Genomic DNA, 11,753 nt, shown 5'->3' with positions numbered 1-11,753 from the left:
GCCATGGCGAAGGCAGCGGCGGGGCGGGCGGCGCGGACCAGCGTCTGGCTGGAGGAGAGGACGCGCCGCAGTGGCGGCCGGAGCGGCCAGCCCTCGGGCCTCGACCGCCGGCGGATCACCGAGGCGACCGTGCGGCTGCTGGACGCCGAGGGCCTCGCCAAGTTCTCGATGCGGCGCCTGGCCACCGAGTTGAACGTCACGGCGATGTCCGTCTACTGGTACGTCGACACCAAGGACGACCTCCTCGAACTCGCCCTGGACACCGCCTTCGGCGAGCTGCGGCTGCCGGACCCGGACGCCGCCGAGGACTGGCGCGACCAACTGCGCGCGCTCGCCACCGAGTACCGGGCGCTGCTGGTGCGCCACCCCTGGCTGTCGCCGCTCGCGGGGACGTACCTCAACATCGGGCCGAACCACCTCGCCTTCTCCCGTGTCGTCCAGCGGGTGATCCGCAGGACCGGGCTTCCGGCGCACGGCGTGACGGGCGCCATCTCGGCGGTCTTCCAGTTCGTCTACGGCTACGGCACGATCGAGGGCCACTTCTTCGCCCGAGCCGCCGAGACCGGCATGGCCCCGGACGTCTACTTCCAGGAGGCCATGAGCTCGGTGAGCGAGGTGCCGCGGACCGCCGAGGTCATCGAGGAGTCCAGGAGCCTCATGGCGGCCCGCGGCGGTGACACGGTCGCGGAGATGATGGACCGGGACTTCGCCTTCGCCCTGGACCTCCTGCTGGCCGGCATCGACGCCATGGTCGAACGCGGCTGACCAGGGCCTGTCGGACAGGCTCTAGTCCCCCTCGACCAGCCGCGCCGGGAAGCCGCCCGTGGCCACCGGGCCCCACCGCTCCGGAGTCACCCTGATGATCGACTTGCCCTGCTTCACCATGGCCTGCCGGTACTCCGCCCAGTCCGGGTGCTCGCCGGCGATGTTGCGGTAGTACTCCACGAGCGGTTCCACGGAGTCCGGGGTGTCGATCACCTCGGCGGTGCCGTCGATCTGGACCCAGGGCCCGTTCCAGTCGTCGCTGAGGACGACGAGGGCGACGCGCGGGTCCCGCTTGGCGTTGAGGGTCTTGGCGCGCTCCGGGTAGGTGGACACGACGATCCGGCCCGAGTCGTCGACCCCGCAGGTCAGCGGCGACGCCTGCGGGGAGCCGTCGGCGCGGCGGGTGAGCAGCAGGGCGCGGTGGCGGGGACGTACGAACTCCAGGAGCTCGTCGAGCGAGACGCGGGTGTTGGTCGCGATGTTCGGTGCCATGGACGGCAGCCTAGGGGTGGCGGGGCCGGGTGAGGGTGTCCCTGGCGGGGGCAGGGTCACGCGTCGAGTGCCTCCGAGAGGTCGGGGTGGACCGGGACGTCCCGGCGGACGCCGGTCACCTCCAGGACCCGGCTCGGCACGCGGTCGGGGGGTGCCACCACGCGGAGCCGGACGTGCGGGGGCAGATGATGGCGGACGTCCGCGACGAGGCGGGCGCCCTGGGAGTCCATGAACTCGGTGCCGGTGAAGTCCAGCACCAGCAGCCGCAGCTCGCCGGCGCGGGCGTCGGCGACGGCGGCCGTCGCGGCGTACAGGGCCGCGGCGTTGCCGAGGTCGATCTCGGTGGGCAGGGTGAGCAGGGTGCAGCCCGGCAGGTCGCGCACCCGGCACGGGGTCGGGAAGGGGGTCACGGCACTCACCTGGCAGACGGCATAGGCAGACGGCAGACGATCGTCCGGTTCCGAATTCCGAATTCCGATTCCGAAGAGGCCGCTTCCTGACCCGTCGGCCCATTCCACCACGGCTGCCGCCTGGTTCAAAGGTGTCCGGAAAGACCGTCAGCCGGGCGTCACCTCAGTGCAACGGAGCAGATAAAGTGCTGTCCGTCCTGTGCTCGCAGTCGGGAATGTGCTGCGGAGCTCTCCTGCGCACGGCCTTGTGGCCGCGCTCGCTGAAGAGGTTCGTGGTGACTGCGTCCGAGTTTTCTGGTTTGCACCGTTTTCCAGCTGGTTTCGAGCTGGCCGAAGCGCTGACGGTGGCGGCGCAGCAACTGCACGGGACCCTCACTCCGGACACCACCCTGAACACCGCCGTGCAGCTCGCCGTGCGGCTGCTGCCGGGCGCCGAGTACGCCGCGATCTCGGTGATCGAACGGGACGGCGACCGCCGCACGGTGGCCTGGAGCGACGAGCTGGTCCGCGCCGTCGAGGCGTTCGGCGGCGACGGCGCCCGGCCCCCGTACTGGACCAGGCTGTGGAACGCCCCCGTGGTACGGCTCACCGACAGCGAGGCCGAGGAGGGCGGCGAAGGCCCGGCCGGCCTCGGGCTGCGCTCGGCGCTGGCGCTGCGGCTGCGGGCCGACAAGCGGAGCCTGACGGTGCTGACGGCCTACGCCCGGGGGCCGCACGTCTTCGACGACACGGCGACCCGGATCGGCCGCCTGTTCACCGCGCACGTCAGCATCGCCCTGGACTCCGCGACCGTGCGCGAGCAGCTCACCGAGGCCATGCGCACCCGCGACCTGATCGGGCAGGCCACGGGGATCCTGATGGAACGGATGAACATGGACGCGGGGGAGGCCTTCGAGAGCCTCGTGCGCGCCTCCCAGCGGGAGAACATCAAGCTGCGCGACCTCGCCCGCCGGCTCGTGGACGCGCACCCCCCGGCGTGAGCCGGGGCCGGCTCACGCCGCCGGCAGCGACTCCCCCCGCACCGCCTGCACGTCCAGCTCCACCTTGAGCGTCGTCCCGATGGCGGCGATGCCCGCCTGCACGACCTGGTTGTAGTGCATGGCGAAGTCCTCGCGCCGCAGTTCGGTCGTCGCCCGGAACGCGGCCCGGGTGCCGCCCCAGGTGTCGGCGCCGGTGCCGAGGTAGGCGAGGTCGAGGTCGACGGGGCGGACGACGCCGTGCAGGGAGAGTTCGCCGTGCACCGTCCACCGGTCGGCCCCGGCCGCCGTGAGACCCGTCGACCGGTAGGCGATCTCCGGGTACCGCTCGACGTCCAGGAAGTCGGGGGAGCGCAGGTGCTGGTCGCGCATGCCGTTGCCGGTGTCGATGGTCGCGGCCCGGATGACCGCCGTGACCCGGGACTTGGCGATGTCGTCCGGGGCGATCTCGATCGTGCCGGCGAAATCCGTGAACCGGCCCCGCACGCTGGAGATGCCCAGGTGCTGTGCGACCGCCGCCACGCCGGAGTGCGCCGGGTCGATGGTCCACGGCCCCGGTGGCGGCAGCTCCGCCCCGCCCTGCCGGGACAGCGTGACCGCGCCGACCTCGGCCCGCCCGCTCGCCGTGACGATCGCGCCGGCGGCCGTGGGCACGTACCCGACCGCCGTGACGACGACCGTGTACGCCCCCGGCTCCAGCGGCGTGGCGTCCCGCACCGCGCCCTCGGCGTCCGCCTCGGCCCGCAGTACCTGCGTGCCCCTCGCGTCCGTCACGGTGACGATCGCGTGCGACACGGCCCATCCGTCCCGCGTACGGATCCTCGCGGTCAGTCCCATTTCTTCGTGACTCCCTGTACTGGAACCGGCCCGTGACGGGGCACCCGCCACGGGCCGGATCCGATCCTCTTGGAACTACTCGCCGGGGTGGGCGAGTTCGATGTCGTGTCCGTCGGTGCCGGTGCCGCCGACGGACAGCGCGGTGGCCACCGGCGGGTAGCCGGTCGCGATCACCGTGTAGTCGCCGGCGTTCAGGTCGGTGAAGGCGTACGCCCCGTCCGTCCCGGTCGTGGCGCTGCCGACGACGTTGCCGGCCGCGTCCACCAGCGTCACGCGCGCGTCGGCCAGCGGCCCGTGCGGCGCCCGTACGACGCCCTGCACCTGGGCCCCCGCGTCCAGGTCGACCTCGACCCGGGTGACGCCGGTGCCGCCCACCTCGACGGGCAGCGCGCGCGGCCGGAACCCGGCGGCGTTGACGGCCACCGTCACGGGGCCGGGCACCAGCTCGGCGAAGCCGAACTCGCCCTGCTCTCCGGTGGTCTGGCTGGCCAGCAGGTCGCCCCGGACATCGGTGACGATCACCATCGCGTCCTTCACGGGCAGCACGCTCCCGGCCGCCCGCACCACACCGGTCAGCCCGCTGGTGCCGCTGAGCAGGATGTCGTACGACACCGGCTCGCCGCCCACGACCACGGTGGAGGCCTGCGGCTGGAAGCCGTCGGCGGAGGCGATCAGGACGTAGGAACCCGTGCCCGGCGCGTCCACCGCGTACGCCCCGTCGGCCTGCGCGACCGACCGGCCGAGCTGACGGCCGGAGAGCGAGATCAGCGTGACGGCGGCCTGCGGGACCGGCACGTTGTCGGCGCCGCGGACATGACCGCGGACCGGGATGCCGCCGGGGACCGGCGGATCGGTGGCCACGGCGACGGCGGCCGCGAGCCGCTGGGTGCCGTCGGGACCGGCCTCCGTGTCCGCCAGGACCGGCCTGCGCGGCAGCGGCTCGGCGGCGGGAGCGGCGGCCTGGGCCGGGATCGCGTCGTCGGCGGCCTGCGCCAGCGCGCCCTTGGTCTTCAGCGGGACCTCCTTGATGAACAGCGAGCACACCAGCGCGAGCAGCGCGACCGGCGCGGCGTACAGGAAGACGTCCGCGATGCCGTCGCCGTAGGCGCTCTCGAAGAGGGTGCGCAGCGGTCCGGGCAGCGCGTCCAGGTCCGGGATGCTGCCGCTGGAGTTCGAACCGGCGAGCGCGGCGGCCGACTTCGGGTCGAGCGCGGACGCGCCCTCCTTGACGTAGTCCGTGATGCGGTGGGTGAGCACCGCGCCCAGCGCGGAGACGCCGACGGCGCCGCCGAGGGAGCGGAAGAAGTTCACCACGGAGCTCGCGGCGCCCAGGTCGCTCGGGGCCACCTGGTTCTGCGTGGCGAGCACCAGGTTCTGCATCATCATGCCGACGCCGAGGCCGAGCAGCGCCATGTAGACCGCCACGTGCCAGTACTCGGTGTCGTAGTGGATCGTGCCGAGCAGGCCGAGTCCGCCGGTCACCAGCACACCGCCGGCCAGCAGCCACGCCTTCCAGCGCCCGGTGCGGGTGATGACCTGCCCGGAGACGGTGGAGGAGACGAACAGTCCGGCGATCAGCGGGATGGTCAGGACGCCCGACATGGTCGGCGACTCGTCCCGGGCGAGCTGGAAGTACTGGCTGAAGAAGATGGTGCCGGCGAACATCGCGATGCCGACGAACAGCGAGGCGAGCGAGGCCAGCGTGATGGTGCGGTTGCGGAACAGCCGCAGCGGCACGATCGGCTCGGAGGCCTTCGTCTCGATCAGCAGGAAGATCAGGAGCAGCGCGACCGTGCCACCGACCATCGCGTACGTCTGCCAGGACACCCAGTCGTACTTGTCGCCGGCGAAGGTCACCCAGACCAGCAGCAGGCAGACGGCGGCGGTGATGAAGAAGGCGCCCGCCCAGTCGACCTTGACCCGCCGCTTGACGACCGGAAGGTGCAGGGTGCGCTGGAGGACTATCAGGGCTATGACGGCGAAGGGGACGCCGACGTAGAAGCACCAGCGCCAGCCGAGCCAGTCGGTGTCGGTGATGACGCCGCCGATGAGCGGTCCGCCGACCATGGCGGTCGCGAAGGTGGCGCCGAGGTACCCGTTGTAACGTCCGCGCTCCCGCGGAGAGATCATCGCGGCGAGGATGATCTGCGCCAGCGAGGAAAGACCGCCCATGCCGATGCCCTGCACCGCGCGGAAGGTGATCAGCATCGCCGGGTTCTGCGACAGACCGGCCGCCGCCGAGCCCAGCATGAAGATCACGAGGGCCAGCTGGATCAGCAGCTTCTTGGAGAAGAGGTCCGAGAGCTTGCCCCACAGCGGGGTGGACGCGGTCATCGCGAGCAGCGACGCGGTGACCACCCAGGTGTAGGCGCTCTGGCCGCCGCCGAGGTCCTGGATGATGTCGGGCAGGGCGTTGGAGACGATCGTCGAGGAGAGGATCGCCACGAACATGCCGAGCAGCAGCCCGGTCAGCGCCTCCATGATCTGCCGGTGCGTCATCGGGGCACCCGAGGCGTGCGAGCCGTGGCCGCCGCCTCCGTGCTTGGCGTGGGCCCGCACACCGGCTGGTGTGGATGTTGCCATGGGCTTCCTTTTCTCCTACGTGTTTGCGGGTGTACGGGTGCAGTCGTCGAAGCTCGCCCGGAGCCTGGCCATCAGTTCGATCAGCCGGCCGACCTCGTCGTCGTTCCAGTCGCTCAGCCGCTGGGCGAGCAGGTGTGTGGTGCGCCGGGACAGCTCGTCGAGCTGATCCAGGCCGCTGGGGGTCAGGCTGAGGATGCGGGAGCGCTTGTCCGCCGGGTCCGGCTTACGTTCGATCCAGCCCCGCCCGGCCACGTGCGCGACATGGCGGCTGGTGACCGACATGTCCACGCTGAGCAGCTCGGCGAGCCTGCTCATCCGCATGTCGCCGTACCGGCCGAGCAGGGTGAGGACGGCGGCGGAGCCGCTCGGGCACTCGGACGGCAGGATCCGCCCCATCTCCCGTTTGACGGCCGCGAAGGCGCTGAACTGACGCGCCAGTTCCTCGTACTGCGCCCGCTCTGCCATGACCTCTCCCAGTTCAGTTGCTTAGAGCAACCATAGAAAGGTTGGTTGCCGCAGGCAAATTAAATCGGGTGCAGCGCCATAAAAACTTGGCAAAGGCAAGTATTGCGACCGTAAACGTGCAGGTCGGGCCCGGTGCGACCCCCACTTGGGCCCGTCAGGCCTTTTCGCTAGGGTCTCGGGGCATGGCTAACAACCCGGGTCCCCAGGGCAACCACGACCCCGCAGGCAACACCCAGATGTTCCGCGCCTTCGTCGACGAGGCTCCGCAGGGCCGGCAGCAGGCGGCCGCGCCGGCCGGCCCGCGCATCGGTCTGATCGTCGGTATCGTGGCGGCCGTCGTCATCGTCGCCGCGGTCGCCTGGCTCGCGCTGAAGTAACCGCTCCCTCACTCCCACCGGACGGAGACGTCCCGCGTCTCCACGTGCATGCCGAGCGGCACCCGCCAGGCGTCCACGCACACCGTCCAGGTCCTTTCCTTCCGCGCGCCGGCCGCGATCGGCGCCGGGAGTGCTTCGGCCGACTCGATCGTCGCCCAGTCGATCCCGAGCGCGCCGACGACGTGCGTGCCGAAGGTGACCGTGCCCGAACGCACCGCTGTCTCGCCGGTGTTGTGGAAGGCGACGGTCACCCGCTGGCACCACCGCTGGTCCGCGGGCGCGCGCACGGGCGTGCCCATGCTCACCTCGGCGGGTCCGGGGGGTGGTGGCGGGCCGGGCGCCGGTGAGGGGCTGCCCGGGCGTGTGGGTGTCGGCGCGGGTGGCTCGGTCGTCGTGCCGCCGGTGCCGGTGCCTGTGCTTGTGTCGGTGCCCGCGTCCGTGGAGGGTGCCGTGCGGCTGTCGTCCGCCGGGGTGGAGGCCTCGGGGGACGGTGAGGTGCCGCCCGGCCGCCGATCCGGGGCCGCGGGTGCTCCGGCGGCCGGATCCTCGTGGCTCCCGGGCGAGTCGCGCCCCTGTGCCGTCCCGGCCGGTGTCCCGGTCCCGTCGAGCGGCACCAGGGTGACCCCGTCCGGCGGCGCGCCCGATGTGCCGGGCGCCCGCGGCGGGCCGCCCGCCGGGCCGACCGCGACGTACCCTTCGCCCTCGTCCCCGCCGCCGCAGGTGGCCAGCAGGCCGCCCGTGCACACGAGGGCCGCCGCGGCACCCAGCAGGGCGCCACGGCGGCGAGGCGACCGTGTGCTCCACGCGCTCCATGCCCCACGCATCGCGCCAGTGTGGCTGACGATGCGTCAGGAAGGAAGCGGTCAGTCGGAGATGAGGCCCTCGCGCAGCTGTGCCAGCGTGCGGGTGAGCAGCCGGGAGACGTGCATCTGGGAGATGCCGACCTCCTCGCCGATCTGCGACTGGGTCATGTTGGCGAAGAAGCGCAGCATGATGATCCGCCGCTCCCGGGGCGGGAGTTTGGCCAGCAGCGGCTTCAGCGACTCGCGGTACTCCACACCCTCCAGCGCGGTGTCCTCGTAGCCGAGGCGGTCGGCCAGCGAGCCCTCGCCGCCGTCGTCCTCGGGGGCCGGGGAGTCCAGCGAGGAGGCCGTGTAGGCGTTGCCGACCGCGAGGCCGTCGACGACGTCCTCCTCGGAGACGCCGAGCACCGTGGCGAGTTCGGTGACCGTCGGGGAGCGGTCCAGCTTCTGGGACAGCTCGTCGCTGGCCTTCGTCAGGGCAAGGCGCAGCTCCTGGAGCCGGCGCGGCACCCGCACCGACCAGGACGTGTCGCGGAAGAACCGCTTGATCTCGCCGACGACGGTCGGCATCGCGAACGTCGGGAACTCCACGCCGCGTTCGCAGTCGAACCGGTCGATGGCCTTGATCAGGCCGATGGTGCCGACCTGGACGATGTCCTCCATCGGCTCGTTGCGCGAGCGGAAACGGGCTGCCGCGTAGCGCACGAGGGGGAGGTTGAGCTCGATCAGGGTGTCCCGGACGTACGCGCGCTCCGGGCTGTCCTCGCCGAGCGCGGCGAGCCGCAGGAACAGCGAGCGGGACAGGGTGCGGGTGTCGAGGTCCGCGGAAGCCTGCGGGGCCGGGACGTCCGCGGCCGTGAGGGCCGGGGCCGGTGCGGCCGCCAGGGCCGAGACGTCATCGATGGGGTCGAGCGCGTCGTGCGCGTCGAGCGCCTCGGGCGCTGTCTCGCTCTTGGTGAGCGTCAGCACCTTCGAGCTGCCCTGGTCTGCGGACATGCCACCCCCTTTGGGTCGCGGGACGGTCGCGGCGAACGCTCCTCGTTGCGGAGCGCAGCCTTCACCTGAATACCGGAGCCGGGGCACCGGCAAACGCGCTTCCCGCAGAATGTCACATGTCGGCAACGCGCTGTAGTGACATGTCGACATGCGAGATGCGAATACGCCCTGGCAGAAGGGGGTCTGACGGATATTCGGGACGGAAGGACCGCCAAAGTGCCTGGTGAGCGATTCGCTCTCCACGGTGACGCGTCGAGCCCGCTTTCGGTTGTGCGCCGGTTCGATTCGCGGCTGCGCGGTGATCCCGTTCGCTCTTGCGCCCGAGGGGGCGCAGGAGTTAGGCGTCGATGCGGTTCGCCGAGCGCAGGCGCTGGAAGCTACGTGCCAGTAGCCGGGAGACGTGCATCTGGGAGACGCCGAGTTCCGCGCTGATCTGGGACTGCGTCAGATTGCTGTAGTAACGCAGCAGCAGGATCCGCTGCTCGCGCTCGGGGAGCTGGACCAGCAGGTGCCGTACGAGGTCGCGGTGCTCCACGCCGTCCAGGGCCGGGTCCTCGTAGCCGAGCCGGTCGAGCAGTCCGGGCAGTCCGTCGCCCTCCTGGGCCGCCTCCAGCGAGGTCGCGTGGTACGAGCGCCCGGCCTCGATGCAGGACAGCACCTCGTCCTCGGTGATGCGCAGCCGCTCGGCGATCTCGGCGGTGGTCGGGGAGCGTCCGAACGCGGTGGTCAGGTCCTCGGTGGCGCTGTTCACCTGCACCCACAGCTCGTGCAGCCGGCGTGGTACGTGCACCGTGCGGACGTTGTCCCGGAAGTACCGCTTGATCTCGCCCACGACGGTGGGCATCGCGAAGGTCGGGAACTGCACGCCGCGGTCCGGGTCGAAGCGGTCGATGGCGTTGATGAGGCCGATGGTGCCGACCTGGACGACGTCCTCCATCGGCTCGTTGCGGGAGCGGAAGCGGGCTGCCGCGTAGCGCACCAGCGGGAGGTTGGCCTCGATGAGCGCCCCCCGTACCCGGGTGTGTTCCTGTGTGCCCGGCTCCAGGTTCTTGAGCTGACCGAAGAGCACCTGGGTGAGCGCCCGGGTGTCGGCGCCCCGGCTGCTGCGCTGGGGCGCGGGTTCGGGGGCGGGCGTTTCCGGTGCGGCTGCTTCTGGGGCGGGTGTCTCCTGGGGCGGGGCTTGAGGCGCAGTACTGGCCGGCACGGTCAACTCCACCTCATGATCCATCAACTCATCCGTCAAAAGCGGTCATAGCATCACAAGACATGTGCACTGTGTGCAAGCACCGCATAATGCCGTGTTGACGGCAAGTTGGGGCATAAGACGCAAGTGAGCCCCCCGCCGTCACGGTGGGGGGCTCGTGGCCGTGGGTCTAGAACTCGTAGTCCGCGATCACCCAGGTGGCGAACTCCCGCCACAGCGCGACGCCCGCCTGATGGTCCGGATGTTCCAGGTACCGGCCCAGGGCGGCCCGGTCGTCGAACGAGGAGTTGATCGCGAAGTCGTACGCGATGGGGCGGTCGCTGAAGTTCCAGCCGAGCTCCCAGGAGCGGAGCTCGTCGATGCTGCCGTCGAGGGCGCGGAAGGCCTCCACGCCCGCGACCACGCGCGGGTCGTCGCGCTCGACGCCCTCGTCGAGCTTGAAGAGGACCAGGTGGCGGATCATCACTCTCCTCCGTTGGCGATCCAGGTCATGAAGTCGCCGATGGCCTGCGCGGCGTCCGATATGCCCTCGAAGCCTATCTGGACGTAGTCCGCGGCCTTGGCGGGATCGGTGATGATCACGTAGAGCGCGAAGACCACGACAACATAGACGGCGATCTTCTTCGAATTCACCGCCACCGCGGCCTCCCCTGCGCTGCTGTGCCCGTTTGGAACGCCTGTTTGCCGGCGGCGAGCATAGCTTCACGTCGTATTTGAGGACCAACGGCGCGCTGAACGGCGACCGTGCACGAGGAGGCGGCGCGGCGGCCCGCGCGGGATCATCGGTGCATGGACGTCACACTGCACCTCGCACAGGACCCCGAGGCCGACGAGCTGCTCGGCCGCTCCCCGCTCGCCGCGCTGATCGGGATGCTGCTGGACCAGCAGATCCCGATGGAGTGGGCGTTCAAGGGACCGGCGACCATCGCCGGCCGGATGGGCGCGGACGACCTGGACGCGCGGGAGATCGCCGCGTACGACCCCGAGGCGTTCTCGGCGCTGCTCTCCGAGAAGCCGGCCGTGCACCGCTACCCGGGGTCCATGGCACAGCGGATCCAGCAGCTGTGCCAATTCCTGGTCGAGACGTACGACGGTGACCCGAGCGGCATCTGGGAGGGCGTCGACGACGGGCCGGAACTGCTGAGGCGGCTTCAGGAGCTGCCCGGCTTCGGCAAGCAGAAGGCGCAGATCTTCCTCGCGCTGCTCGGCAAGCAGCTCGGCGTGACGCCGCGCGGCTGGCGGGAGGCCGCGGGCGACTACGGCCCCCCGCAGGCCTTCCGGTCCGTCGCCGACATCACGGGACCCGAGTCACTCGCCAAGGTGCGGGCACACAAACAGGAGATCAAGGCAGCGGCAAAGGCGGCGAAGTCCGCGAAGAAGTAGACCCACGGACCGCAACAGCCGGGCCTGCCGATCGAGCAAGGTCGGCCTGCCGGCCGGCACAGGCAGGCCCGAGCGGGCCGCCCCGCAGTCGCAAGCGGCAGCCCCGCCCGCCGGAAGAGGCAGGCGCGCAGGGCCGTATCGAGCGGGCCGGACCTCGGGTGAGAGCTTGGACCGCCGCTTGGAACAAACAGGCCCGGGGGCTGGGACAGGCGGGCCGCAGGTCGGGCAGGTTGGCCTGCCGGCCGGGACGGGCGAGTGCGCCGGTTCGAGGTGGCCGATCCGCGGTCGTAAGCGGCATCCCTGCACGCCGGAAGAGGCAGGCGCGCAGGGCCGTATCGAGCGGGCCGGACCTCGGGTGAGAGCAGGACCGCCGCTTGGAACAAACAGGCCCGGGGGCTGGGACAGGCGGGCCGCAGGTCGGGCAGGTTGGCCTGCCGGCCGGGACGGGCGAGTGCGCCGGC

At 71.3% G+C, this 11,753-nt stretch carries 14 protein-coding genes; 4 read left to right on the top strand and 10 right to left on the bottom strand.

From position 1 onward, the window contains the following. Window positions 1–3 precede the first annotated feature (3 nt). Window positions 4–765, top strand: coding sequence for a TetR/AcrR family transcriptional regulator (locus tag ACIP2X_RS20160; RefSeq protein ID WP_401674787.1), 762 nt, complete (start codon window positions 4–6; stop codon window positions 763–765). Window positions 766–786: 21 nt separating this feature from the next. Here ACIP2X_RS20160 and ACIP2X_RS20155 read toward each other — a convergent pair whose 3' ends face one another. After that, complete coding sequence (locus ACIP2X_RS20155) at window positions 787–1,257, bottom strand: PPOX class F420-dependent oxidoreductase (protein WP_401674784.1); 471 nt, start codon at window positions 1,255–1,257, stop codon at window positions 787–789. 56 nt (window positions 1,258–1,313) lie between these two features. Then, window positions 1,314–1,667: an STAS domain-containing protein gene (locus tag ACIP2X_RS20150; protein ID WP_401674781.1), complete on the bottom strand. Its 354-nt coding sequence runs from the start codon at window positions 1,665–1,667 to the stop codon at window positions 1,314–1,316. A gap of 215 nt (window positions 1,668–1,882) precedes the next feature. Between ACIP2X_RS20150 and ACIP2X_RS20145 the strand changes: the two genes are divergently transcribed. Next, window positions 1,883–2,647, top strand: a complete 765-nt coding sequence (locus tag ACIP2X_RS20145; RefSeq protein ID WP_401675807.1) for a GAF and ANTAR domain-containing protein — start codon at window positions 1,883–1,885, stop codon at window positions 2,645–2,647. A 12-nt stretch (window positions 2,648–2,659) separates the two neighbouring features. Here the strand turns inward: ACIP2X_RS20145 and ACIP2X_RS20140 are convergent, their stop codons facing one another. The 3 genes from ACIP2X_RS20140 to ACIP2X_RS20130 all read right to left on the bottom strand — a co-directional run bounded on the left by ACIP2X_RS20140 (window position 2,660) and on the right by ACIP2X_RS20130 (window position 6,529). Continuing rightward, the gene (locus ACIP2X_RS20140; RefSeq protein ID WP_401674778.1) at window positions 2,660–3,481 is read right to left on the bottom strand and encodes a YceI family protein; all 822 of its coding nucleotides are present in this window, start codon (window positions 3,479–3,481) and stop codon (window positions 2,660–2,662) included. 75 nt (window positions 3,482–3,556) lie between these two features. Further along, a complete protein-coding gene (locus ACIP2X_RS20135) occupies window positions 3,557–6,064 on the bottom strand; it encodes an MFS transporter (RefSeq protein WP_401674776.1) in 2,508 nt (835 codons plus the stop codon). 15 nt (window positions 6,065–6,079) lie between these two features. Continuing rightward, entirely contained in the window at window positions 6,080–6,529 is a 450-nt protein-coding gene (locus tag ACIP2X_RS20130) for a MarR family winged helix-turn-helix transcriptional regulator (RefSeq protein WP_401674773.1), read from the bottom strand. Between the two features lie 182 nt (window positions 6,530–6,711). Between ACIP2X_RS20130 and ACIP2X_RS20125 the strand changes: the two genes are divergently transcribed. Continuing rightward, window positions 6,712–6,906, top strand: a complete 195-nt coding sequence (locus tag ACIP2X_RS20125) for a hypothetical protein (RefSeq protein WP_401674770.1) — start codon at window positions 6,712–6,714, stop codon at window positions 6,904–6,906. A gap of 8 nt (window positions 6,907–6,914) precedes the next feature. On the opposite strand, the gene ACIP2X_RS20120 is transcribed toward ACIP2X_RS20125, so the two are convergent. From ACIP2X_RS20120 to ACIP2X_RS20100, 5 genes are all read right to left on the bottom strand, one after another. Further along, window positions 6,915–7,730 (bottom strand): hypothetical protein, encoded by an 816-nt coding sequence (locus tag ACIP2X_RS20120; RefSeq protein ID WP_401674767.1) that lies wholly within the window; start codon window positions 7,728–7,730, stop codon window positions 6,915–6,917. A gap of 39 nt (window positions 7,731–7,769) precedes the next feature. Then, window positions 7,770–8,705, bottom strand: a complete 936-nt coding sequence (locus ACIP2X_RS20115; protein ID WP_401674764.1) for an RNA polymerase sigma factor SigF — start codon at window positions 8,703–8,705, stop codon at window positions 7,770–7,772. 337 nt (window positions 8,706–9,042) lie between these two features. Further along, window positions 9,043–9,933: an RNA polymerase sigma factor SigF gene (locus tag ACIP2X_RS20110; RefSeq protein ID WP_401674761.1), complete on the bottom strand. Its 891-nt coding sequence runs from the start codon at window positions 9,931–9,933 to the stop codon at window positions 9,043–9,045. A 145-nt stretch (window positions 9,934–10,078) separates the two neighbouring features. Then, on the bottom strand, window positions 10,079–10,372 hold the full coding sequence (locus tag ACIP2X_RS20105) for a Dabb family protein (protein ID WP_401674758.1): 294 nt from the start codon (window positions 10,370–10,372) through the stop codon (window positions 10,079–10,081). After that, window positions 10,372–10,548 (bottom strand): hypothetical protein, encoded by a 177-nt coding sequence (locus tag ACIP2X_RS20100; protein ID WP_401674755.1) that lies wholly within the window; start codon window positions 10,546–10,548, stop codon window positions 10,372–10,374. The genes ACIP2X_RS20105 and ACIP2X_RS20100 overlap by 1 nt, the downstream gene beginning before the upstream one ends. 150 nt (window positions 10,549–10,698) lie before the next feature. Between ACIP2X_RS20100 and ACIP2X_RS20095 the strand changes: the two genes are divergently transcribed. Next, window positions 10,699–11,292, top strand: a complete 594-nt coding sequence (locus tag ACIP2X_RS20095) for an HhH-GPD-type base excision DNA repair protein (protein WP_401674752.1) — start codon at window positions 10,699–10,701, stop codon at window positions 11,290–11,292. Window positions 11,293–11,753: the final 461 nt, after the last annotated feature.

Source organism: Streptomyces sp. NPDC089424, from assembly GCF_044749345.1.
In the GTDB taxonomy this organism is placed as follows: Bacteria; Actinomycetota; Actinomycetes; order Streptomycetales; family Streptomycetaceae; genus Streptomyces.
Note: the sequence above shows the minus strand (reverse complement) of the source record. Positions and strands in the feature narration are given on the sequence as shown.

Excerpts from the sequence above, each read along its gene's own strand:
- ACIP2X_RS20110 (WP_401674761.1), bottom strand. The coding sequence starts at position 9,933 with ATGGATCATGAGGTGGAGTTGACCGTGCCGGCCAGTACTGCGCCTCAA.
- ACIP2X_RS20130 (WP_401674773.1), bottom strand. The coding sequence starts at position 6,529 with ATGGCAGAGCGGGCGCAGTACGAGGAACTGGCGCGTCAGTTCAGCGCC.
- ACIP2X_RS20115 (WP_401674764.1), bottom strand. The coding sequence starts at position 8,705 with ATGTCCGCAGACCAGGGCAGCTCGAAGGTGCTGACGCTCACCAAGAGC.
- ACIP2X_RS20155 (WP_401674784.1), bottom strand. The coding sequence starts at position 1,257 with ATGGCACCGAACATCGCGACCAACACCCGCGTCTCGCTCGACGAGCTC.
- ACIP2X_RS20135 (WP_401674776.1), bottom strand. The coding sequence starts at position 6,064 with ATGGCAACATCCACACCAGCCGGTGTGCGGGCCCACGCCAAGCACGGA.
- ACIP2X_RS20125 (WP_401674770.1), top strand. The coding sequence starts at position 6,712 with ATGGCTAACAACCCGGGTCCCCAGGGCAACCACGACCCCGCAGGCAAC.
- ACIP2X_RS20095 (WP_401674752.1), top strand. The coding sequence starts at position 10,699 with ATGGACGTCACACTGCACCTCGCACAGGACCCCGAGGCCGACGAGCTG.
- ACIP2X_RS20140 (WP_401674778.1), bottom strand. The coding sequence starts at position 3,481 with ATGGGACTGACCGCGAGGATCCGTACGCGGGACGGATGGGCCGTGTCG.
- ACIP2X_RS20105 (WP_401674758.1), bottom strand. The coding sequence starts at position 10,372 with ATGATCCGCCACCTGGTCCTCTTCAAGCTCGACGAGGGCGTCGAGCGC.
- ACIP2X_RS20160 (WP_401674787.1), top strand. The coding sequence starts at position 4 with ATGGCGAAGGCAGCGGCGGGGCGGGCGGCGCGGACCAGCGTCTGGCTG.
- ACIP2X_RS20145 (WP_401675807.1), top strand. The coding sequence starts at position 1,883 with ATGTGCTGCGGAGCTCTCCTGCGCACGGCCTTGTGGCCGCGCTCGCTG.
- ACIP2X_RS20120 (WP_401674767.1), bottom strand. The coding sequence starts at position 7,730 with ATGCGTGGGGCATGGAGCGCGTGGAGCACACGGTCGCCTCGCCGCCGT.